The organism is Methylobacillus gramineus, from assembly GCF_020532675.1.
Classification (GTDB): Bacteria; Pseudomonadota; Gammaproteobacteria; order Burkholderiales; family Methylophilaceae; genus Methylobacillus; species Methylobacillus gramineus.
Map to the genome: position 1 here is coordinate 1 of NZ_JAJAVE010000003.1, position 23,300 is coordinate 23,300.

25 protein-coding genes are annotated in these 23,300 nt (G+C 52.2%); 9 read left to right on the forward strand and 16 right to left on the reverse strand.

From position 1 onward, the window contains the following. Positions 1-367: 367 nt before the first annotated feature. Positions 368-1,567, reverse strand: coding sequence for a tyrosine--tRNA ligase (tyrS, locus tag LG201_RS10600; protein ID WP_226772179.1), 1,200 nt, complete (start codon positions 1,565-1,567; stop codon positions 368-370). Positions 1,568-1,672: 105 nt separating this feature from the next. Here tyrS and LG201_RS14500 point away from each other — a divergent pair, with 105 nt between their 5' ends. Genes LG201_RS14500 through gltA form a run of 3 tightly spaced genes read left to right on the forward strand, consistent with a single transcriptional unit; the run spans position 1,673 to position 5,442 of the window. Then, a complete protein-coding gene (locus tag LG201_RS14500; RefSeq protein WP_226772180.1) occupies positions 1,673-3,019 on the forward strand; it encodes a peptidoglycan DD-metalloendopeptidase family protein in 1,347 nt (448 codons plus the stop codon). After that, entirely contained in the window at positions 3,019-4,113 is a 1,095-nt protein-coding gene (locus tag LG201_RS10610) for an anhydro-N-acetylmuramic acid kinase (RefSeq protein WP_226772181.1), read from the forward strand. The genes LG201_RS14500 and LG201_RS10610 overlap by 1 nt, the downstream gene beginning before the upstream one ends. 36 nt (positions 4,114-4,149) lie before the next feature. Beyond that, on the forward strand, positions 4,150-5,442 hold the full coding sequence (gltA, locus tag LG201_RS10615; protein ID WP_226772182.1) for a citrate synthase: 1,293 nt from the start codon (positions 4,150-4,152) through the stop codon (positions 5,440-5,442). A 75-nt stretch (positions 5,443-5,517) separates the two neighbouring features. Here the strand turns inward: gltA and erpA are convergent, their stop codons facing one another. The 15 genes from erpA to LG201_RS10690 all read right to left on the reverse strand — a co-directional run bounded on the left by erpA (position 5,518) and on the right by LG201_RS10690 (position 18,453). Then, a complete protein-coding gene (gene erpA, locus LG201_RS10620; RefSeq protein ID WP_226772183.1) occupies positions 5,518-5,871 on the reverse strand; it encodes an iron-sulfur cluster insertion protein ErpA in 354 nt (117 codons plus the stop codon). Between the two features lie 55 nt (positions 5,872-5,926). Further along, positions 5,927-6,322 carry a bactofilin family protein gene (locus LG201_RS10625; protein ID WP_226772184.1) on the reverse strand — a complete coding sequence of 132 codons (396 nt, stop codon included), beginning with the start codon at positions 6,320-6,322 and terminating at the stop codon, positions 5,927-5,929. A 30-nt stretch (positions 6,323-6,352) separates the two neighbouring features. Next, positions 6,353-7,060, reverse strand: coding sequence for a DUF6776 family protein (locus LG201_RS10630; protein ID WP_226772185.1), 708 nt, complete (start codon positions 7,058-7,060; stop codon positions 6,353-6,355). Positions 7,061-7,080: 20 nt separating this feature from the next. Next, on the reverse strand, positions 7,081-8,124 hold the full coding sequence (gene argC, locus LG201_RS10635; protein WP_226772186.1) for an N-acetyl-gamma-glutamyl-phosphate reductase: 1,044 nt from the start codon (positions 8,122-8,124) through the stop codon (positions 7,081-7,083). 147 nt (positions 8,125-8,271) lie between these two features. Further along, positions 8,272-8,664: a 30S ribosomal protein S9 gene (gene rpsI / locus LG201_RS10640; RefSeq protein WP_226758228.1), complete on the reverse strand. Its 393-nt coding sequence runs from the start codon at positions 8,662-8,664 to the stop codon at positions 8,272-8,274. A 12-nt stretch (positions 8,665-8,676) separates the two neighbouring features. Then, entirely contained in the window at positions 8,677-9,117 is a 441-nt protein-coding gene (rplM, locus tag LG201_RS10645) for a 50S ribosomal protein L13 (protein ID WP_226772187.1), read from the reverse strand. 118 nt (positions 9,118-9,235) lie between these two features. Beyond that, the gene (gene ubiA / locus LG201_RS10650; RefSeq protein WP_226772188.1) at positions 9,236-10,114 is read right to left on the reverse strand and encodes a 4-hydroxybenzoate octaprenyltransferase; all 879 of its coding nucleotides are present in this window, start codon (positions 10,112-10,114) and stop codon (positions 9,236-9,238) included. 5 nt (positions 10,115-10,119) lie between these two features. Next, the gene (locus LG201_RS10655) at positions 10,120-10,689 is read right to left on the reverse strand and encodes a chorismate--pyruvate lyase family protein (protein ID WP_226772189.1); all 570 of its coding nucleotides are present in this window, start codon (positions 10,687-10,689) and stop codon (positions 10,120-10,122) included. Positions 10,690-10,701: 12 nt separating this feature from the next. Next, positions 10,702-12,762: an ATP-dependent DNA helicase RecG gene (gene recG, locus LG201_RS10660; RefSeq protein WP_226772190.1), complete on the reverse strand. Its 2,061-nt coding sequence runs from the start codon at positions 12,760-12,762 to the stop codon at positions 10,702-10,704. 49 nt (positions 12,763-12,811) lie between these two features. Beyond that, entirely contained in the window at positions 12,812-13,198 is a 387-nt protein-coding gene (locus LG201_RS10665; protein ID WP_226772191.1) for a RidA family protein, read from the reverse strand. A gap of 31 nt (positions 13,199-13,229) precedes the next feature. After that, positions 13,230-15,452 (reverse strand): RelA/SpoT family protein, encoded by a 2,223-nt coding sequence (locus tag LG201_RS10670; protein WP_226772192.1) that lies wholly within the window; start codon positions 15,450-15,452, stop codon positions 13,230-13,232. Between the two features lie 103 nt (positions 15,453-15,555). Further along, positions 15,556-15,768 (reverse strand): DNA-directed RNA polymerase subunit omega, encoded by a 213-nt coding sequence (gene rpoZ, locus LG201_RS10675; RefSeq protein ID WP_226758221.1) that lies wholly within the window; start codon positions 15,766-15,768, stop codon positions 15,556-15,558. A gap of 54 nt (positions 15,769-15,822) precedes the next feature. Continuing rightward, entirely contained in the window at positions 15,823-16,431 is a 609-nt protein-coding gene (gmk, locus tag LG201_RS10680) for a guanylate kinase (protein WP_226772193.1), read from the reverse strand. A gap of 31 nt (positions 16,432-16,462) precedes the next feature. After that, positions 16,463-17,503 carry a DUF475 domain-containing protein gene (locus tag LG201_RS10685; protein WP_226772194.1) on the reverse strand — a complete coding sequence of 347 codons (1,041 nt, stop codon included), beginning with the start codon at positions 17,501-17,503 and terminating at the stop codon, positions 16,463-16,465. An 83-nt stretch (positions 17,504-17,586) separates the two neighbouring features. Further along, on the reverse strand, positions 17,587-18,453 hold the full coding sequence (locus tag LG201_RS10690) for a YicC/YloC family endoribonuclease (RefSeq protein ID WP_226772195.1): 867 nt from the start codon (positions 18,451-18,453) through the stop codon (positions 17,587-17,589). Positions 18,454-18,557: 104 nt separating this feature from the next. Between LG201_RS10690 and LG201_RS10695 the strand changes: the two genes are divergently transcribed. The 6 genes from LG201_RS10695 (at position 18,558) to hemW (ending at position 23,298) form a co-directional block, all read left to right on the forward strand. Next, positions 18,558-19,487 (forward strand): serine/threonine protein kinase, encoded by a 930-nt coding sequence (locus tag LG201_RS10695; protein WP_226772196.1) that lies wholly within the window; start codon positions 18,558-18,560, stop codon positions 19,485-19,487. Positions 19,488-19,520: 33 nt separating this feature from the next. Further along, on the forward strand, positions 19,521-20,444 hold the full coding sequence (locus LG201_RS10700; protein ID WP_226772197.1) for a PP2C family protein-serine/threonine phosphatase: 924 nt from the start codon (positions 19,521-19,523) through the stop codon (positions 20,442-20,444). A gap of 110 nt (positions 20,445-20,554) precedes the next feature. Continuing rightward, complete coding sequence (gene rph / locus LG201_RS10705; protein ID WP_226772198.1) at positions 20,555-21,271, forward strand: ribonuclease PH; 717 nt, start codon at positions 20,555-20,557, stop codon at positions 21,269-21,271. Between the two features lie 2 nt (positions 21,272-21,273). Then, positions 21,274-21,879, forward strand: coding sequence for an RdgB/HAM1 family non-canonical purine NTP pyrophosphatase (gene rdgB / locus LG201_RS10710; protein ID WP_226772199.1), 606 nt, complete (start codon positions 21,274-21,276; stop codon positions 21,877-21,879). Beyond that, positions 21,876-22,109, forward strand: coding sequence for a hypothetical protein (locus LG201_RS10715; RefSeq protein WP_226772200.1), 234 nt, complete (start codon positions 21,876-21,878; stop codon positions 22,107-22,109). The genes rdgB and LG201_RS10715 overlap by 4 nt, the downstream gene beginning before the upstream one ends. 22 nt (positions 22,110-22,131) lie before the next feature. After that, a complete protein-coding gene (gene hemW / locus LG201_RS10720; RefSeq protein ID WP_226772201.1) occupies positions 22,132-23,298 on the forward strand; it encodes a radical SAM family heme chaperone HemW in 1,167 nt (388 codons plus the stop codon). The last annotated feature ends 2 nt before the right edge of the window (positions 23,299-23,300 follow it).

The window sequence follows — 23,300 nt, forward strand, 5'->3', positions numbered from 1 at the left end:
GAGGGGCGCATTATACAGACCTTTTTAATTCGGTCAAGCTAGTTTCGAAATTAATTTACATCAACTTCTTCACCAACTTCGCTACCACCACCTCGTTCAGCGAGCCGCGCATTTTACAGTTTCTTTTGAACCGGTCAAGCTGTTTTTGAAACTAATTTCAAACTGCTTAACTGCACTTCGCTTTCTCAAGCGAGCCGCGCATTTTACAGACCTTTTTTAATTGGTCAAGGAGAATTTTCATTTCTTTAAACTCTCCTGCGAGCCCCGCCGTTGAAGCGAGGTGCGCATTCTACGTACCGCAGAATTTTGGTCAAGCCCTTTTTGGCACTGTTACAAATTAATTACATTTGGTGCCATTTTGAGCCCATTACTTCTCAATAGTAATACGGGCAAACTTGCGCTTGCCTACCTGCGCCACCACTACTGCGCCAAGGCCTATCTGCAAACCACGATCGCTAACCTTCTCACTATCAAGCTTTACCCCGCCCTGCTCTATCATGCGAAAAGCCTCGGACGTGCTTGCAACCAGTCCAGCCTGCTTGAGCAAGGGGCCAATCGCTATCGAGTCTTGCTCTATATATATAGTCACTTCTGGCACTTCATCTGGAATACAGCCTTTGGAACGCAACTCAAAATCAGCCAAAGCCTCCTCTGCCGCTGCAACACTGTGGAAGCGTGCAACAATCTCCTGCGCAAAACGTACTTTGATCGTGCGCGGATTCTCGCCATTGACCACCGCCTCTTTCCACTGCTCTACGGTAGCAATCGATTCAAATGATAAAAGATTGATATAGCGCCACATCAACTCATCAGATACTGACATCAGCTTGCTGAATATAGTATTAGCCGGTTCTGCTATCCCTATATAGTTACCTAGGGACTTGGACATTTTGTTCACACCATCCAAGCCTTCCAGCAAAGGAACCGTTAAAACCGATTGCGGCGACTGTCCATAATGCTTTTGCAGCTCACGCCCCATCAGCAGGTTAAAGCGCTGGTCGGTACCACCAAGCTCCAGATCTGCTTTCAACTCAACAGAATCGTAGCCCTGCAATAAAGGATAGAGGAATTCATGAATGGCAATAGGCTGGTTACTTTTATAGCGCTTTTCAAAATCGTCACGCTCCAGCATGCGTGCCACCGTATGGGTGGCCGCCAACTTGAGCATACCTGCAGCCCCCAGCTTGTTCATCCAGGTGGAGTTGAACACGACTTCAGTCTGTTCAGGCTTGAGTATCTTGAATACCTGCTCTTGATAAGTCTTGGCATTCTGTTGCACCTGCTCCTCAGTCAAAGGAGGACGGGTGGCACTTTTGCCTGTGGGGTCACCGATCATGCCGGTAAAGTCACCGATCAGAAACAGCACCTGATGACCCATATCCTGAAACTGGCGCAACTTGTTAATCAGGACGGCATGTCCCAGGTGCAGATCAGGCGCAGTGGGATCAAAACCAGCTTTGATGCGCAGTGACTTTCCCTGCTTGAGTTTTTCTACCAATTCCTGCTCGCCAATCAGGTCTTCTATCCCGCGCTTGATAAGCGCTAGGTCATCATTCAAATTCGCCATATCTGATTAATATCCGTATCTTAAGTGCGGTTTGCCTTCACCATGCTGAATTTTTCTGTTAGCATGCCCCTTCATTGTTTTGAACCAGTAAAGAGGTAGCGACCAGTGCAGCAGACTGAGCAGAGCCATAAAGAAGTTATTTTAACGCAAAACCCTGCATTAAAAGAACGAAAGCTGCGCCTGCGTTGGTTGCTTGCCATTTCCAGCCTACCTTTATTTGGCATCATTACCGCTTTTGGTATTGCGCCCCAGACCTCAACACAAGACATCGCAATTTCCACTATCGTGGAACAGATTGAGCTTCCAGAATTCACCACTCCTCTCGTTTCAGATAATCTTGATAGTCAGAACTACTGGCAAGCTGACCAAGTGCGCCGCGACGATACACTGGCAAGCTTGATGGCCAGGCTGAACGTACAGAATACCGAAGCACTGGATTTCCTGCGGCACAACCCAGAAGCGAGCGCGCTGGCCTCTCAACTGCGACCAGGTCGTTCCATTCAGGCACAAGTCAATGAAAGCGGTGAGTTACTCAAGCTGCAATATCAGCTCAGCGCCACCTCTACCTTGACCATTGAACGTACTGACTCCGGCTACCAGGCCAAGACCGGTGAGCCCGTATTAGAGATACATAGTGTATTAAAGACCGCGGAAATCAGAAGTTCTCTATTTGCCGCTACCGATGCCGCTGATATTCCAGACTCCATTGCCATCCAGATCGCCGAAATCTTCTCTTCAGATATCGACTTCCACTCAGACCTGCGCAAAGGCGATCGCTTTGTCGTGATCTATGAAGCCAAGTATGACAACGGGACGCTGGTCAACACAGGGCAAGTACTGGCAGCTGAATTCACCAATCAAGGCAAAACCTACAAGGCGGTCATGTACCGCAACCCGGAAGGCAAGGTTGCGTACTACACCCCAGAAGGCAAAAGCCTGCATAAATCCTTCCTGCGCTCACCCCTTGAATTTACTCGTATCAGCTCGGGCTTCACGATGGGTCGCTTCCACCCGATATTGCAAAGAATGCGCGCACACAAGGGCGTGGACCTCGCAGCACCTATTGGCACCCGCATCAAGGCACCCGCTGACGGTGTAGTGAGCTTTGTCGGCGTCAAGGGTGGTTATGGCAATGTGGTGTATCTACAGCACGCCAGTGGCGTCAGCACCGTTTATGGTCACCTATCCCGTTTTACTCCTGGCCTGCGCAGCGGGATGAAGGTTTCCCAGGGCGATATCATTGGTTTTGTCGGCATGAGTGGCATGGCCACTGGGCCCCACCTGCATTATGAATTCCTGCTGAATGGCGTACATCGCGACCCACTCAAGGTAGCACTCCCAGCAGCCGTACCAATTGCACCACAATACAAGGCAGACTTCTTCACCCATAGCGAAAGTCTCTCCGCACAACTCAGGCTGCTGGGCGCAAGCGCTGTTGCTTCCCTGGACTAGTGTCACGCGAGTTATTTATCGGCCTGATGTCAGGCACCAGCCTGGACGGTGCAGATAGCGTTGTCGTTGAGCTTGATGGCCATCATTGCCAGGTATTGCACCAGCAGTTCACGCCCTACCCACCTGAGCTACGCCAGCAACTGCTGGCATTGCATACCAGCAGCGCCAACGAGCTTGAAATCACGGCATTGACCGGCAACACCCTGTCCCGCCTTTATGCCGAAAACGTACAGCTGCTGCTAAGCACCGCCAATCTAGAACCAATCAACATTACCGCCATTGGCTGTCATGGACAGACCATACGCCATCGGCCGGAACTTGGCTTCACATTGCAGATTTTCAATCCCGCATTGCTCACAGAGTTAACCGGCATTACGGTAGTCGCAGATTTTCGAAGTCGTGATCTGGCTGCCGGGGGCCATGGTGCTCCACTGGTACCGGCGTTTCATCAGGCACTCTTTGCTGACGCCTATATTCATCGCGTACTGCTCAATATAGGCGGCATTGCCAATCTTACCGACCTGGCAATTGATGGTCCTGTCACAGGGTTTGATACGGGGCCAGGCAATATGTTGATGGATGCTTGGATAGAGCAACACCAAGGCAAGCCATATGATGCTCATGGTAGCTGGGCTGCCAGTGGACAAGTAATCCCTGCACTACTGGAGCATATGCTCGCTGAACCATTCTTTACCCAGCCAGCGCCCAAGAGCACAGGCCGAGATACCTTCAATACAACCTGGCTGGCAGCACTGCTGCACCAGGATTATCAAGCAGTTGATGTACAACGCACTCTTCTGGAGCTCACTGCACAATCTATCGCCACAGCAGTGACACAGAACTGCAGTAATGTAGATGAGCTGTATGTATGTGGTGGTGGCGCTTATAATAGTGTTTTGCTGCAACGCTTGCAGCAACTACTACAGCCTGTCACCATCAATCTTAGCGATGAGCTTGGACTTGCTGTCAATTCGGTGGAAGCAGCAGCATTTGCCTGGCTGGCACGCCAGGCCATGCATGGCTTACCGGGCAACCTGCCAGCTGTCACCGGGGCCAAAGGCCCAAGAATACTTGGCGCAGTTTATGCTGCGTGATTCTGTAAACGTCTAATCAATTTTGAATCCAGAACTATGAAACCAAGCAAAGTCACACTTACTTTCGATGATGGCTCCGCTCCTATCGAGCTACCTGTCCTGCAAGGCAACCTCGGCCCGAGTGTCATTGATATTCGCAGCCTGGGTAAACATGGTATTTTTACCTATGACCCCGGTTTCTTGTCGACCGCTTCCTGTGACTCCAACATCACCTTTATTGATGGTGAACAAGGATTGCTGTTTTATCGGGGTTATCCTATAGAGCAGCTGGCAGAGCATTCTGATTTCATGGAAGTCTCCTACCTGCTGATGCATGGAGAACTGCCTAATGCTGAAGAGAAAGCCAGCTTCACCAACACCATCCTCCGTCATAGCATGGTACATGACCAGCTCACTCATATTTTCCGCGGGTTCAGGCGTGATGCACATCCTATGGCCGTCATGGTGGGCGTGGTGGGCTCACTTTCAGCCTTTTATCATGAAGCAATTGATGTCAGCGACCCCAAGAACCGTGAGTTTGCAGCGCATCGATTGCTAGCCAAAGTGCCGACGATTGCGGCCTGGAGCTACAAATACAATATCGGCCAACCGTTTATGTATCCGAAGAACCGCTTCAATTATGCGGAAAACTTCATGCATATGATGTTTGCTACACCGTGTGAAGACTACGAGCCTAATCCGGTACTGGCCAAGGCGTTTGAACGCATACTGATTCTGCATGCCGACCATGAGCAAAATGCGTCCACCTCCACTGTGCGACTGGCAGGCTCCAGCGGAGCCAATCCGTTTGCCTGTGTAGCCGCTGGTATTGCCTCCTTGTGGGGCCCGGCCCATGGCGGTGCCAACGAAGCTACGCTGAAGATGCTTGAAGAGATAGGCGATGTGAGCCGTATTGGTGAGTACATCAAGCGCGCCAAGGACAAGACAGACTCTTTCCGTCTCATGGGCTTCGGTCACCGTGTTTACCGCAACATGGATCCACGTGCAGCGATTATGCGCCAGACCTGCCATCAAGTCCTGGATGAACTGGGCCTGCACGACGACCCCATGTTCAAGCTGGCGCTGGAGCTCGAAAAAATTGCGCTGGAAGACGAATATTTTGTCAGCCGGCAGCTATATCCTAACGTAGACTTCTACTCCGGCATTGTCATGCGCGCGATGGGCATCCCCAACTCCATGTTCACTGCGATCTTTGCCCTGGCGCGTACCGTAGGCTGGGTGGCGCAATGGAACGAAATGATGTCTGACCCAGGCTCAAGGATAGGTCGGCCACGCCAGCTATATACTGGCGAAGTTCGTCGGGACTTTGTACCATTGAACCAACGCTAGAGCAGATATTGGCGGGACAAAACAAAAAAGGGGCAATCAGCCCCTTTTTGTTTAACTTCATATTACTAAACAATATTATGCAGAGAAGGATGATCCACAACCACACGTAGTTGTCGCATTCGGGTTACGAATGACGAACTGGGAACCTTGCAGGCTATCCTGATAATCGATTTCTGCTCCCACCAAGTATTGCAAGCTCATGGGATCGATCAGCAAGGTCACATTATCTTTCTCAACCTGCGTATCATCTTCATTCACGGTTTCTTCAAACGTAAATCCATACTGGAAACCCGAACAACCGCCACCGCTCACGAACACGCGCAGCTTAAGGTCTGGTGAGCCTTCCTCTTCAATCAGTTCTTTTACTTTCTTTGCCGCATTATCGGTAAACACCAGCGGGCTTGGAATTTGTTCTGTCACAGCGTTCATATATAACTCCTTAAATCCTCAACTGAATTCATTATCCTGCGCATAACCTACAGGGTCAATCTTTATCCACAGGCAAGACGGTCGTATTTGCGTTAACTGCATCCCCGATATACACCAGCTTGCCTTCAATAATGGCGCCGGTATGGATTTCGAGGGATTTGTAATAGACATCCCCATTAATTCTGGACTTGGCATGTAACTCCAAATACTGGCTGGCATGCACTGGACCCGTCACCTGCCCGTTCAGCACAATATGCGCCACCGTCACAGAGCCCTCAATCTTGCCTTGTACAATCAGCATACTTGGAGTATCTGCCTCCGTCACATCCCCCTTGATGCTCCCATCTACACGCAAGCCGCCGCTGAATGAAATATTGCCCTCTAACCGCGTTTCCGCGCCAATCAATGTATCAATACGACTTTGTGGCTTGTTCTTGTTCTTGGAAAACATGTTGATCCTCAACTAAGTATTGCCCAGCGCTTAATCTGGCAAGTCAACCTTTTGACTAATATAGGGTTGCTTGGCACCATTTTCAAGAAAACTGACCTCAACCCCCTGCCCAGCGATATTGGGCGGTAAGGTAAAACTGCCATCCATGCGCTGGTAATACCTGAAATTAACATTGGCCTGCGCGTTGGCAGCGGGTTCATGCTTCAACACCAGCTTGATCTGGTCACCTTTTTCATCTGTACCTTCCAGAACAAACTTCAGCGCCCCCTGGATTGCCTTATTGTGCGAGCCTTGTTGCGAAAGCACTACGTGGTATTGATAACGATCAGCCGTTTTGCCCTTTTCCAGCTTGAAACTATTGAGCCGCACTCGATCACCATTCGCACTTTCCTCCAGAATACCCTGGTAAAAAGTCACGTTTTCCTTGAGTTTCATGCTTTCGTCCTGGACCGCAGCAAGCTCTTTAGCTAAGCCTTCTTGAACTGCGCGCTGCACTTGTAACTGGCGCTCGGCAAACACAACCTTAGCCAGCAACACCTCATCGGTCAATACTGGCTTTACAAAGGTCGGGCTGAATTTTCCACCTACGGTTAAATGCCAATACGCCAGCAAATAGCCTATGCCAACCAGCAATATGGCAGCCAATGCCTGCCAATACCAGGCACGATGCAACTTGACCGCGACACGTCTGCTCGGTGTATTAAAGTGTCGCTTGAAACGGCGTGATATCCGCTTCATGCTTTAAGTTTCAATCCAAATCAAGGTAACAGCGGCACAATATTGAGGCCCGCCTGCTCATCAATACCGAACATGATATTCATGTTCTGCACTGCCTGCCCTGCAGCGCCCTTCACCAGGTTATCAATCACAGAAAGCACTACGACAGTATCGCCACCTTGTGGTCTATGCACTGCGATACGACACTGGTTGGAACCACGTACGGAACGGGTTTCGGGATGAGATCCAGCAGGCAATACATCAACAAAAGCTTCATTGGCATAACGCTGTTCAAACAGATGCTGTAAATCCACATCCTGTGTCAGTCTGCCGTAGAGCGTCGCATGAATGCCACGAATTAATGGCGTCAGATGCGGTACAAATGTGAGTCCAACTTTAGCCGTGTTCGCCATCAAGGCCAAGCCCTGGCTGATTTCGGGCAGATGTCTATGACCAGCAACACCGTATGCCTTGAAGTTATCCCCAGCTTCGGCAAACAAGGTATGAGTTTCTGCCTTACGGCCAGCACCACTCACCCCAGACTTGGAGTCGGCGATCAGGTAGTCCCTATCGATCACGCCAGCTTCCAGCAACGGCAGGAAACCCAGCTGAACTGCCGTCGGATAACATCCGGGATTAGCCAGAAGACGTGCGTCTTTGATTTGCTCGCGATTCAGTTCTGGCAAACCATATACCGCCTGCTCTACAAGATCAGGACAAGCATGCGTCATGCCGTACCATTTTTCCCAGACACTCAGATCCTTGATCCGGAAATCCGCAGCAAGATCGATCACACGTACGCCCTGATCAAGCAGAGCTCTCGTTTGCTGCATAGCCACACCATTAGGCGTGGCGAAGAATACAACATCACAATCTTGCAAAGCGGAATCTGCAGGATCGGTAAATTTCAGGTGAACATAGCCACGCAAACTCGGATACATATCGGCCACAGGCAAACCTGCCTCGCTGCGCGATGTGATCGCTACCAGCTCCACATGCGGATGCAGTGCAAGCAAGCGCAGCAGTTCGACGCCGGTATACCCCGTTCCACCTACGATACCTGCCTTGATTTTTTTGTTTTGCATATCCAATACACCATTCTGTGGCAATCAACACCTGTATGGCATTGCGCTTAACAGACCCATAGTAACAAAAGGCGGTTAAATTTTAAAAATTCAAAACAAAAAAGCCGCAACAAGTGCGGCTTTTTTGGAGTACAACAACAGTAAAGCTTAGCGCTTGGAGAACTGTTTACGACGACGCGCTTTACGCAGGCCGACTTTCTTACGCTCAACTTCACGTGCGTCACGCGTTACGAAACCTGCCTTGGACAGGGCGCTCTTCAGCGCTGCATCGTAATCGATCAATGCACGAGTGATACCGTGACGAACAGCACCAGCTTGGCCTGACTCACCACCGCCAGTAACATTCACCAGAATATCGAAGCTGCCTTCGTTTTCAGTCAATGCAAGTGGCTGACGCAAAATCATGCGTGAAGTCACGCGAGAGAAGTATTCGTCAGCTGGCTTGTCGTTAACAACGATGTTACCGCTACCGGACTTCAGGAATACACGAGCTACCGAGCTTTTGCGGCGGCCTGTACCGTAGTTATAATTACCAATCATCGCTGCTTATCCTTACGCTTGACTTTGGATTTTCAAAGGTTGCGGCTGTTGGGCAACATGGTCATGCTTCTCGCCAGCGTATACCTTGAGCTTGCGGAACATGGCGTAACCCAGCGGGCCTTTTGGCAACATGCCTTTAACCGCTTTTTCCAAGGCACGGCCTGGGAAACGCTCTTGCATCTTACCGAATGTCGTTGTGTAGATACCACCTGGGTAACCACTGTGGCGGTGGTATTGCTTATCCAGCGCCTTGTTGCCAGTTACCTTGATCTTGTCGGCATTGACCACAACGATATAATCGCCCGTATCAACGTGCGGTGTGTAAATAGTTTTATGCTTGCCACGCAGACGGTGTGCAATCTCACTCGCCAAACGGCCCAGCACCAAATCCGTAGCATCTACCACGAACCAGTCGCGCTTTACTTCATGCGCTTTTGCAGAAAAGGTCTTCATCGGACAAACCAATATTCGCTGAAAAAATTAAGAGGCGGATTGTAAGTCACTTAAGCGCGCTTTGTCAAACATTTATCGGGCTAAAATTTCAATCCGCATAAATACTTAAAAAGCATGCTTAAAGATAAACAGCTGTGATGAGCCCCAGAAACACCACTGCACCCAACCAGTTGTTATGCAGGAAAGCCTTGAAACAAGGCTCGCGCCGACGGTCACGGATCAGGCTGTAATGATACCCTGCAATCGTGATGGCCGCCAGCAGCCCCGCATGATAGGGCCACGCAAGCTGCAGCCTGCAGCCCACCAAAGCCATTAAACTCAAGAATGCCAGATAACACACCATGATGGCCAACACATCATAGCGGCCAAAGAAAATGGCGGAAGAACGTATGCCGATCTTGAGGTCATCCTCCCGATCGACCATCGCATATTCGGTATCATAGGCTACAGCCCAGAACACATTGGCCAGTAACATGATCCATGCTTCAATCGCGATCTCCCCTGTGAGTGCAGCAAATGCCATGGGGATACCAAATCCGAATGCAATGCCTAGATAAGCCTGTGGTATGGAGAGGAAACGCTTGGTCAGGGGATAGGTCACAGCCAGGAAAAGTGCAGCGAATGACAGCGCAATCACCAGACCATTCAGCAACAGAACCAGGCCAAATGCCACTAGGCTAAGGCCTGCCGCCAGTATTATCGCCTCTTTCACACTGACCTCACCCGTCACCAAAGGCCGTCTCTGTGTACGCGATACATGTCCATCAAAACGACGATCAGCCAGATCGTTCATGACGCAGCCAGCGGAACGCATCAATACCGTGCCCACGACAAATACCAATACCACCAGCCAATCCGGCCGGCCTTGCCCCGCGATCCACAATGCCCACAAGGTGGGCCACAGCAACAGCAATATGCCGATGGGCTTGTCCAGCCGCATCAACCGTATATAGGCATGCAGCTTCTGCTGCCAGTTTTTACCTCGTTGAGCATGCATGATATTTAAGTGTCACCTTGCTGCATTTCTAAATGCAAGACTGCTGGCAGGAATATCTCCGTGACCAAGATGGCCGAACATTTTAAGGTAAATACTGAGCGTCTGGCCCACAATACCTTTGGCAATCCGTCCAACCCGGCAGCAGCCTGGCGGTAAAGAAAATGATGCGGGCCCAGTTTTTTATACTGCAAGGGTACGCGGCGTATGGTCGGATCAGAGAACAGGGTGCTACCAAGTGATCGATTACCCAGAGTGACCAAACCACGCCAGGCACCTTGCATGACCGCATGTGGCAATACGCTATGCGCAAACACCACGGCCCTGCCTTCACACTGCAGGTGCACATCGCGCAACCAGGCCTTGCGCCTTGAGAGGCAACGCAACAGCCGTGCTTCACTCAGATGCGGCCTGGCCTCTTGCACGCGCACTGGACGCACAGAAAAATGCTGACAACGCAGCTGCAGGCGGCGTGTCAGTGAACCACCATCTGTCAGCCAGGGTTTATAAGCAGCACTTCCCACCGGCGTATTCAGCCAGCGATCACGCGCCTTGTGGGGATAGGAAAATACTTTCACCTGTGGATTATCTCAAACTTTGACCAATTCTTCCGCATGCCCCAGCCAGCGCTGCAAATGGGCAGCGGCAGCCTGGGGCTGCTGTTGCAGTAATTGTTCGGCTATCTCCATCGCGGCCTGCAGCAAATCGGCATCACGATCCAGATCTGCAATCTTGAGCATGGGCACGCCGCTCTGGCGTATGCCCATGAACTCACCAGGGCCACGCAATGCCAGGTCGGCCTTGGCAATAGCAAATCCATCGCTGGATTCGTAAATAATCTTAAGCCGCGCCCGTGCGGTCTCAGACAATTTTCCATCTTGATACAGCAATATACAGCTACTCTTTGCTGCACCACGCCCAACCCGGCCGCGTAACTGATGCAGTTGCGACAGACCCATGCGTTCAGCGTGCTCAATCACCATCAAGCTGGCATTCGGGACATCTACGCCCACTTCAATCACCGTAGTCGCCACCAGCAACTGCGTCTCGCCACCACTGAATGCGGCCATGACAGCCTGTTTTTCCGCTGCCTTCATGCGCCCATGCACCAGGCCCACACGCAGATCAGGGAAGGAGGTTTGCAGGATCTCGTAGGTGTCCATCACTGTCTGCAATTGCAGGGCTTCAGATTCCTCAATCAAGGGGCATACCCAGTATGCCTGCCTGCCCTGCATACATGCTTCGCGCACCCGCTCCAGCACCTCATCCCGGCGCGCATCAGACACCAGGCGCGTCACCACCGGGGTGCGTCCTGGTGGCAGCTCATCAATCACCGACACATCAAGATCAGCAAAATAACTCATGGATAAAGTCCGCGGAATAGGAGTTGCACTCATCATCAACTGATGAGGCTGTATGCCCTTCTGCCGTAATGACAGGCGTTGCTGCACCCCAAACCGATGCTGTTCATCGACAATCGCCAATCCTAATCGGGAAAACTGCACTTGATCCTGAAACAGGGCATGGGTACCGATCACCAGCTGGGATTCACCACTGGCAACGCTTTCCAGCATGCCACGCCGCTCTTTCTTTCCCTGGCTGCCCGCAAGCCAGGCAACGGCTATGCCCAAAGGCTGCAGCCATACTTGCATCTTGCGGTAATGTTGTTCGGCGAGGATTTCCGTTGGGGCCATGATCGCTGCCTGCCAGCCGCTTTCTATGGCTTGCAAGGCTGCCATCGCCGCCACTATGGTTTTGCCGCTACCCACATCTCCTTGCAGCAAACGCTGCATGGGGTGGGATTGCTCCAGATCGTGACAAATTTCCATGGCGACTTTCTGCTGGGCAGATGTCAGGGCAAACGGCAGACTACGCAGCAATCCGGTGATCAGCTTGCGTGATGGGCCAAAAGCAGGCGCCCCTTGATGTCGCCGCCTTGCATGGTGCTTGCGCATGGAGAGTTGTTGCGCCAACAACTCATCAAATGCCAGTCTGCGCCACGCAGGGCTTTCCCGTTCCTGCAGACTGTAAAGATCAGCATCGGCCGCGGGGTGATGCAAACCGTTGAGACTGGCAGCAAACCCTGGCAGATCAAGCCGGTGATAGATATCCTGCGGCAGGGTTTCACCCAGATCCGCACGCTCCAGCGCCCAGGCAATCCACTTGCGCAAACTCGCCTGGCTCAAGCCTGAGGTGGTAGGGTAAACCGGGGTCAGGGCATCTTGTACCGGCTCATCCTCAGCCACCGTCCGATATTGGGGATGTACCATTTCCCAGCCAAAGAAGCCGCCACGCACATCACCAAAGGCGCGGACGTAAGCACCAACTTTAAGGCTGGCTAGCTGACTGGGATAGAAATGCAGGAAACGCAGGGTGATCTGCCCTGAATCATCCTTCAGACGACAGATCAAGGCCTTGCGCGGACGGTATTGCACCTCCGCATGAACAATTGCTCCCTGCACTTGGGCCTGCTCACCACTGCGCAGTTCACGAATCGCAGTGATCCTGGTTTCATCGACATAGCGCAAGGGCATATGGAGCAACAAACCCTGCACATCCAAAATGCCAAGCTTATGCAAACGGGTGAGCAAGGCCTTGGTAAAGGCCTTCAGACCCTCAAGCCTGGTATTGCCGGGAATGGGTTGCGCCATGCTTTAGGGCCTGCTCACACAATCTGGATGGCGCATCAAGAAGTAAAGACTAGGCGCCAATCTCCAGCACGCCATCGGCTTCCACCAGCGCGTTCCTGGGCAGCTGTGCCACGCCTACCGCTGCACGTGCAGGATAAGGCTGGGTAAAGTACTCTGCCATGATGGTGTTCACCAGGGCAAAATGTGACAGGTCTGTGAGGAAAATATTCAGCTTGACCACATCGGCCAGCGATCCACCAGCAGCTTCAGCCACTGCCTTGAGATTCTTGAACACACGATGCACTTGCGCTTCAATACCATCCACCATTTCCATGTTGTCAGGATCCAGACCGATCTGGCCGGACAGGTAAACGGTACTGCCATTGACCTTGACCGCCTGTGAGTAAGTGCCAATGGCTTGTGGGGCACCGTCGGTATGTATGATCTGCTTTGCCATGAATGTTTCTCCTGAATGTAAAAACGTCTTGTTATTGGACCCGCTGCTCATTGCCCGCACCCTTGACGCGATTGATCCTGACCACATCAGGGATCTTGCGCAGGCGGCGCATGAGTTCAGCCAGATGCACGCGATTTTCCACCTGCACCGTGAAATTCATATTGGTATACGTGCTGTTATCCGCTTCTTCCATGCTGACATTGTCAATATTGGATCCTGCTTCCGCGATACCAGAGGCGATCTTGGCCAGCATGCCCCTGCGATTGGCCACCACCAGCTTGAGACTGACCTTGTACAGTCTATGGCCTTGAGGATCCCACTCCACATCCAGCCACTTATCCGGGTCAAGACGGAATTTCCGTATCGCCGGACAGTCATGGGTATGGATGACCAAGCCCTTATCCTTATTGATAAAGCCAAGGATAGGATCCCCTGGGATCGGGCGGCAGCATTGGGCGAACTGCACTGCCATGCCCTCGGAACCGCGAATTGTGATGGTATCCAGCACCTTGGGCGAAGACTTCTGGTTGCCATCCGCCGCATCGTGCTGGCCAGCCTGCGCCATCAATTGATGCGCCACCATGACATTCAGGCGCTTGCCCAGGCCGACATCGGCCAATATTTCATCCTTGCTCTTGGCGCCATAATCCCGTATCAGACGCTGCCAAGCCGTATCGTCAATGGTGGCAGGATTGGCATGTAGCGCTCGCAATGCCTGATTGAGCATGCGCTCACCCAGCAGGGCAGATTCAGTAGACTGCATGGACTTGAGATAATGGCGGATATGCGCACGTGCCTTGCCGGTCAACACATAATTGAGCCAGGCTGGATTGGGATGCGCATGCGCTGCAGTAATAATTTCCACATGATCGCCATTGTGCAATTCGGTACGCAGGGGCGCCAGTTCCTGGTTGATCTTCACCGCTACACAGCGGTTGCCGATATCCGTATGCACGGCATAGGCAAAATCCACCGCTGTAGCGCCCTTGGGCAGGGCCATGATGGTGCCCTTGGGCGTGAAGACATAGACCTCGTCCGGGAACAGGTCCACCTTGAAGTGCTCCAGAAACTCCAGTGAGTCGCTGCTCTCGCTCTGGATGTCAAGCAAACGCTGCAACCACTGGTGTGTCTGCTGCTGCAATGCCGTCAGGTGGGCATCTGTCGTCTTGTATAGCCAGTGCGCTGCCACCCCAGCATCGGCAATATTATGCATTTCATTACTGCGTATCTGTACTTCTATGGGCGTGCCGAACGGGCCGAACAGCGTGGTATGCAATGACTGGTAGCCATTGGCCTTGGGGATGGCGATATAGTCCTTGAACTTGCCTGGAATCGGCTTGTAGAGGCTGTGAAGCACACCCAGCGTGTAATAACAGGTGGGCAGGTCACGCACGATTACCCTGAAGCCGTAAATATCGTAAATCTGGGAGAACGTGACGGTCTTGCCCGTCATTTTTTTATAGATACTGTAGAGATGCTTCTCACGGCCAGTCACATCGGCTTCTATCTGGCTATCCTGCAAGCGCTGGCGAATCGCATCCAGTATCTTGCCCACCACCTCCTTGCGATTGCCGCGCGCCGCCATCACGGCCTTGGAAATCACGCGATAGCGCATGGGATAGAGAAACTTGAAGCTCAGGTCTTCCAGCGTCTGGTAAATCTCGTTCAAGCCCAAGCGGTTGGCAATCGGCGCATAGATATCCAGCGTCTCACGTGCGATGCGTTTCTGCTTTTCCGGCTTCATCACATCCAGCGTACTCATGTTGTGCAGGCGATCAGCCAGCTTGACCAGAATCACACGCACATCCTGCGACATGGCCAACAACATTTTGCGGAAATTTTCTGCCTGAGCCTGGGTAGCACTCTGGAACTCGATTTTGTCGAGCTTGGATAAACCATCAACCAATTCAGCCACTTGCTTGCCAAACTGATCACTAATTTCCTGCTTGGTGACGCCAGTATCCTCAACCACATCATGCAGCAAGGCAGCAATCAGCGTGGGAGGATCCAGGTGCAGGTCGGCCAGTATGCCAGCGACACTGACGGGGTGAATAACATATGGCTCACCACTACGGCGCACCTGGCCCTCATGGGCAGCAGCACTGAAGCGATAAGCCGCCCAGATTTGCTCTATGTCTTCTTGTTTGAGATATTCCCGCAGACGCAGGGTGAGTCGAGATTCTTCGCTATCGGCTGGCAGCAAAGGGGCTGGGGCTATGGGTTCTGCTGGTCGTTTGGCAGCGGTTTTAGGCATAAGTTTATGAATAAGTGACTAACAAAAACGCTCGCCAACTCGGTGCACAACTTGTGCACCGATTGCAAAACCGAACTGTTAAGCGTGATGCAACACTGGCGAATCAGGCATGTCCGCGATTAAGTACTTCCAGGCCAACCTTGTTGGCAGCAATTTCACGCAATGCCAATACTGTAGGCTTGTCCTTGTGACCATGCACATTGACCAGCGGTTCAGATCCATTCGCCAGTTGGCGTGCACGATATGCAGCAACAAGGGTAAGCTGGAAGCGATTTGGAATTTTTTCCAGACAGTCATCAACGGTAATACGTGCCATTTTATGGGGTTCTCCTGAATATTTTCGGGTCTACACACCAAGTATTAAAGCGCTTTACAGCAGGTTTTTTACCATGGTCTGGTGCTTGGCCAACTGTGTATCACGCTTGAGTCTCTGGGTGCGGATGATTGCGCGTAGGTCTTCCAACGCATGTTCGAATCTGTCGTTGATTGTAACATAGTCAAACTCGGCCACGTGGCTCATCTCATCCCTGGCAGCCGCCAGTCTGCGCTGGATCACTTCCGCGTTGTCCTGCCCTCTATTGTTGAGGCGCTGCTCCAGGGCTTCTATGGACGGTGGCAGTATAAAAATACTGATGGCATCAGGATATTGCTGCCTGACCTGCTGGGCGCCCTGCCAGTCGATCTCCAGCACTAGGTCATACCCTGACGCCAGCACCCCATTCACCGTGGATTGGGAAGTCCCATAGCGTGCACCATGCACCTGGGCACTTTCAAGAAAATCACCATGCCCCAGCATTTCTATGAATACAGCCTCATCCACAAAATAATAATGCACCCCTTCCATTTCACCTGGGCGCGGCTGACGCGTGGTGTGGGAAACGGATAGTTTGACGTGCTCATCGGCATCCAGCAAAGCGCCAACCAATGAAGTCTTGCCAGCCCCTGAGGGGGCCGTAATGATAAAAAGATTACCCATCATATGTCCATCGTGAAATCTCTAGAAAGCTCTCTTACAGCACAATATTGCGCTTATAGCGTATGGACGACAACAAGGCCGCCACAATGAATACTACCCCGACCAGCCCCGTGACCACCTCGGGAACATGCTGGTAAATGGAATAGAACATCACCAGCCCCAGCACGCCAATGGCGTAATGCGCCCCGTGCTCCAGGAATACATAATTATCCAGCGTGCCCTTATACACCATGCGTACAGTGAGTGACCGCACGAACATCGCGCCTATGGTCAGGCCCAGCATGATGATCACGACATCGCGGGTAATGGCAAATGCGCCAATCACACCATCAAACGAGAACGAAGCGTCCAGAATCTCAAGGTAGAGAAACCCCATGGCCCCATTGCGCTTGGCGGTTTTGGCGATCGCATCACCCTCGGCCTGGGAGGAGAAAAAATTACCCATGCTATCAATCAGCACATATAAGACGACCCCACATAATCCCGACAAGAGGATGGTCAGGCGCTCTTCCTGTGAAATCGGCAGAAAGTTCTGCAAGGCCAGCAAGATCAGCAAGATCACGACGATACTGATGGACTCCATGCGGCCCAGCCTGCTCAGCGCAGCTTCGATACGCCCTAGCCAGTGCAGCTCTTTGCCGGAATCAAAAATGAAACTGAGGAAGACCAGGAACAGGAAGGAACCGCCAAATGCAGCAATCGCGGTATGTCCATCATCCAGATAATCTGCATATAGCACTGGATTGTTGATCGCCATGTGCGCAACATCAAACAAGCCCTGCCCAGTAGCCACCGCCACCAGCAGCAAGGGGAACAGCAAACGCACCCCAAATACGGCGATCAGTATCCCGATGGTGAGGAATATATGCCGCCACTTCTCATCCATCTCCTTGAGAATAGACGCATTCACCACGGCATTATCAAAGGAGAGAGACACTTCCATAATGCCCAGTATCAAGGCCACACTCAATGCAGGCCAGATACCGGCGATGCTGCCTTTGAGCTCATACCCCCAAAGCGCAGCAAGGCCAAGGCAGACGAATGTCACAAGAAATGAGTATCGAAAATCGCGCATTAATATTCCGGATCGTTTGAAATGAATGTCTGGTCCGACCAGGCAAATACACTGGCAAGGACTCGTATTTTACGTGCTGACGATTACTCGATGTTCTGAATTTGCTCGCGCATTTGCTCTATCAAGAGCTTGAGGGCCATTGAAACCTGCGAAACCTCGGTCGAGACTGACTTGGCGCCCAAGGTATTAGCTTCCCGGTTCAGTTCCTGCATCAGGAAGTCCAGGCGTTTGCCAGCAGGGCTGCCCGCTTCCAGGATACGCTTGACCTCTTCAATGTGTGCCCCCAGGCGACTCAGCTCCTCATCCACATCAATGCGTTGAGCAAAAATGGTGAGCTCCTGGCGCACTCGCTCCTCATCAACCGACTTCAGCGCCTCCTGCAACTTGGCTGACAGGCGCTCCTGATATACCTTCAACTGGGCAGGCAGCAATGGCCTTACCTGATCCACCAGCACTTCCATCTCCGCCAGGCGGGCGTGTATCAATGCCTTGAGCTTGATGCCCTCACGTGCTCGTGACTCGGTCATATCCTGCAATACCTTCACCAGGCTTTCCTTGATAGCCTCTGCCAGCACCTCATGATCTGCCGCATCCCCCAGCATCACGCCTGGCCAGCGCAGGATATCGGCAACACTCAGGGGACGACTTTCCGGAAAATGACGCTGCACGCTCACCGTCATCTGCGCCAGTTGCTGCAGGACATTGTCATCCAATTGCACCTGGCGTTGGTCGGCATTGCGCTGCATCAGACTGATGCGACATTCAACCTTGCCACGCCCCAAACGCGCACTGATCAGTTCCCGCACCAGCGGTTCAAACATGCGTACATTGTCATCCAGCTTCAGGTGTAACTCGAGATATCTGTGGTTTACCGAGCGCAGCTCCAGCAGCAAAACACCGCTTGCCACCTCACTTTCAAGCGAGGCATAGCCGGTCATACTGAACATCATGGTGATAGCCGTTCCTGATTAAATTTGGCCCATGGTATCAAATCCCAGAGGATTCATGACAGAATAGCTGGCGAAAGTTTAGTGGTAATACACCAAAATCCAGCATGCAAGCCAACCAAAATCTAGCCCTGCCGGCGGGGTATCAACTTCAGGGTTATGAAATCAGAAAACTCCTGAGTGCAGGTGGCTTCAGCTTCGTCTATATCGCACGCGACCTGGAGAACCAGAGCACGGTGGCGATCAAGGAATATCTTCCCAACACCCTGGCCTTGCGCCAGGAAGGTGTGCAGGTCAAAATCCCCTCAGAAGAAGCCTCCACGGGGTTTCGTTTTGGCCTCAAATGTTTTTTCGAGGAAGGCCGCGCGCTCGCCAATATCGAGCACAAGAATATTGTACGGGTACTCAATTTTTTTCGGGCCAACGATACCGTTTACATGGTGATGCATTACGAACGTGGCAAATCCCTGCAAGAACATATCTTGTCGCAGGACACGGCGATGGCCGAAATCATCATACGCCGTGTCTTCGGCGAATTATTGAATGGTCTGCGCGAAGTACATACACAAAAACTGCTGCACCTGGATATCAAGCCCGCCAATATCTATATCAGGCTGGATGGCTCACCCGTACTGCTGGACTTTGGCTCGGCCAGACAGGCACTCACCAATACGCCATCTACACTTCCTCCCAGCTATACACCTGGCTTTGCCGCACCGGAACAATATGGTGAACGCAAACACCTGGGGCCATGGAGTGATGTCTACAGCATAGGGGCCAGCATGTATGCCTGCCTGATGCAATCTGCGCCACTGGCCGCTGATATACGGCTGAAGAAAGACTTGTTGCCCCCCGCAGCCAGAATTGGCAAAGGTGTTTACTCCAGCCATCTGCTCAGGCTTATCGATAGCTGCATGGCGCTAGATCACCTGGAGCGGCCACAAAGCCTGTTTGCATTACAAAAGGTCCTGATGGAAGAGCAGCCCAATCCTGCAAAAGCGGGATGGCTGCATCAATTTAAAGCCATGTTCAAGTAAGCCAGACATCGCCAGAATCGGGAGATCATCCTCATGAAATTCACTATTCACCAGAGCAGCCGACGGGGCGGCCGTCGATACAATCAAGACCGACTCGCCTACTCATACAGCAAACATGCATTGTTAATGGTGGTAGCCGATGGCATGGGCGGATATAGCCATGGGGAAATGGCAGCACAGCTTGCCGTCAAGACCTTGACGGCAGCCTTTCAACAAATGGCAGCTCCCAGCTTGCTGGACCCAGACCATTTTCTGCGCATGCAAATCCAGAAAATCCACGAAGCCATCCATCATCTTGCCAAGCAAAAGTCGCTGGAAGAAATCCCAAAAACCACGATCGTGGCCAGCATTGTGCAGGATGACACGCTCTATTGCGCCCATGTGGGCGACTCCAGGCTGTATCACATCCGCCAGCGCCAGCTACTTTACCGCACGGAAGATCATTCCATTATCCAGATGATGCTGAAACAGGGCTTGGTAAAGGCGCAGGACATGAGCAAGCATCCTGATCGCAATAAAATATATAACTGCCTGGGCGGTGAAACGCCGCCTACCATCGACATCAGCAAGCCACGAGCGCTACACCAGGGCGATATCATTTTGCTCTGCTCCGACGGGCTATGGGGCCACCTCAGTGATGAGCGCATCGTGGACATTCTCAATAATGGCATGAGCATCAACCAGAACATTCCCGGCCTCATCGATACCGCTGAGCGGCGAGGCGGAGATAGCAGCGACAATATCAGCGCTGCCGGGATGCAATGGGGTAGCTCGCTGGAAGATGCCCTGACCATTTCCACATTGCATATGCCGCTGGAAAACGCGAATACCATCATGAGTCCTATCACGGGACAAGCGGCCAGTCCTGATGCTCATGCACTAGCCGATTTGACCGAGGACGATATTGATCGCGCCATTGCTGAGATCCAGGTTGCCATCAATCGCAGTAAACGTTGATATAGCGTCTACATCATGGCCATGCCTTAAAACTGGGGTTCGATGGAAATTTAAGCGAATCGATTATTTCGATCGCTTATAATAGGCGTTTTAAAGTATCAGGATATCCCATGCGCCCCAGCCAACGTGCCGCTCACCAGCTTCGTGAAGTTGAACTCATCCGTCATTACACCAAGCACGCTGAAGGCTCGGTTCTAGTGAAATTTGGGGATACGCATGTGCTCTGTACCGCTAGTGTGGAAGAAAAAGTCCCGGGCTTCCTGCGTGGCAAGAATCAGGGTTGGGTAACCGCAGAATACGGTATGCTGCCTCGCTCCACTGGTAGCCGCATGGATAGGGAAGCTGCACGCGGCAAGCAATCTGGCCGTACACAGGAAATCCAGCGCCTGATCGGGCGCAGCCTGCGTGCCATCATCGACCTAGGGAAGCTGGGTGAACGCACCATACATATCGACTGTGACGTCATCCAGGCAGATGGCGGCACCCGCACGGCCAGCATTACCGGTGCTTACGTGGCCCTCCATGATGCAGTGTCGTATCTGCTAGGCAAAGGCCTGATCAAGGAATCCCCCCTCAAGGATGCAGTCGCTGCCATTTCAGTAGGCATCTATAAAGGAACGCCTGTTCTGGATCTTGACTACATTGAAGACTCAGACTGTGATACCGACATGAATATTGTCATGACAGGCAAGGGCGGATTTGTGGAAATTCAGGGTACTGCTGAGGGTGAACCATTCCAGCGCGATGCCATGAACAGCATGGTCGCCCTGGCTGAAGCCGGTATCAATGAACTGCTGGTCAAACAGAAAAGCGTGCTGGGAGTATAAAAGTGGCTATGCCGTTCCAAAAGCTGGTCATCGCCAGTGGTAACCAAGGCAAGCTAAAGGAAATCCAGGCCTTGCTGCACACCCTGGAGATTGAGGTGCTGCCGCAAGCCGCCTTGAATGTGCCAGAAACTGAAGAGCCTTATGTCACCTTTATAGAAAACGCGCTGACCAAGGCACGGCACGCCAGCCGCCATACCGGCTTACCTGCACTTGCAGACGACTCCGGCATTTGCGTCAATGCCCTGCAAGGCGCACCGGGTGTACATTCCGCACGATATGCGGGTGAGCCTAAATCCGATGCCCGCAATAATGAAAAACTGCTGCAAAGCCTGGAGGGACAGCAAGACCGCCATGCTCATTATTATTGCGTGATGGTATTGGTGCGTCATGCTGATGATCCACAACCGCTGATTGCAGAAGGCATATGGCAAGGCGAGATTCTGACCGAGGCAAAAGGACAAGGTGGCTTTGGTTACGACCCACTGTTCCTGGATGCCAAAACTGGCCAGACTGCTGCCGAACTACCTGCCGAGATCAAGAACCGCATCAGTCATCGAGGACATGCGCTGACCAAATTGCTGCATCAACTGGAAAGACTGGCCTCATGAGCGATCAATGGCCCAAGTGGTTACGTGATGACGGCAGTGTGGTGTCGTGTACGGAAAAGGTCAAAGTCATGACCGAGAATTTTGACGAAATCAAGCAAATTACCCAGGATGCCCTGGAAGACGGCCTGCTCATGGAAGTCTCCGAAGCCCAGATGCGTGAAGCATTGCATCGCCTGGTAGATGAACTGGTGAACCCCTATCAGCAACGTCATTCACATAGCGACGATTGATCCGCCACCCAGCATAGCCCCGGTGGCAGGCGAAGTGACGGCATCAGGCCTGACGCATTCACCTCCGCTCTCCCTCTACATCCATATCCCCTGGTGCGTGAAGAAGTGTCCTTATTGCGATTTCAACTCGCATGAATCACGCGCCGAGATCCCGGAGCAAGCCTATGTCGATGCCCTGATTGCGGATTTGGAACAATCTGTGCCGCGGATCTGGGGCAGAAAAGTGCATAGCATTTTCTTTGGCGGCGGCACACCCAGCCTGTTTTCTGATGCGGCGATAGACCGTATCCTCAGCCATGTACGGGCGCTGGTGCCGCTTGCCCATCATGCAGAAATCACCCTGGAAGCGAATCCAGGCACTGTAGATGCCGCTCATTTCAAGGGATATCGTGAGGCAGGTATCAATCGCCTGTCGCTGGGTATACAGAGTTTTAATAGTGACTATCTGCAGAAACTGGGGCGTATTCATGATGAACAGCAAGCGATTGCTGCCGCAGAGCTCGCACTCGCCACCTTTGATGCGGTGAACCTGGATCTGATGTATGCATTACCCGGCCAGAGTATGCAGGATGCGCTGGCTGACGCACGCCGCGCCTGCAGCCTGCAGCCTGCGCATCTCTCGTTTTACCACCTCACCTTAGAGCCTAATACGCCGTTTCATCGTACGCCGCCCATACTGCCAGATGACGACACCAGCGCGGCCATGCAAGAGGCGATAGAACTGGTACTGGAAGATCACGGCTATCAGCATTATGAGACCTCGGCCTTTGCCCGGCCCGGCAACCAATGTCGGCACAACCAGAACTATTGGCTATTCGGAGATTATCTTGGCATAGGCGCTGGTGCGCATAGCAAATTGAGCTTTCACGATCGCATTACACGCGAAAGCAGGCACAAGCACCCCAAACGCTATCTGGAACAGGCTGCAAAAGGCTTGGCTGTAGATAACACCTGGACCATCCCTGCTGATGAATTGCCGTTTGAATTCATGATGAATACCTTACGCTTCACCGGTGGGTTTGAAACCGATTTATTCCAGGCGCGTACTGGCCTGCCAATCAGCTGCATAGACCATCAGCTTAAACTCGCAGTGGACAAAGGCCTGTTAGTCATAGACGCCAACCATATTGCCCCAAGCCTGCTTGGTCAGCGGTTCTTGAATGAATTGCTACAACTATTCCTGAATTAGCA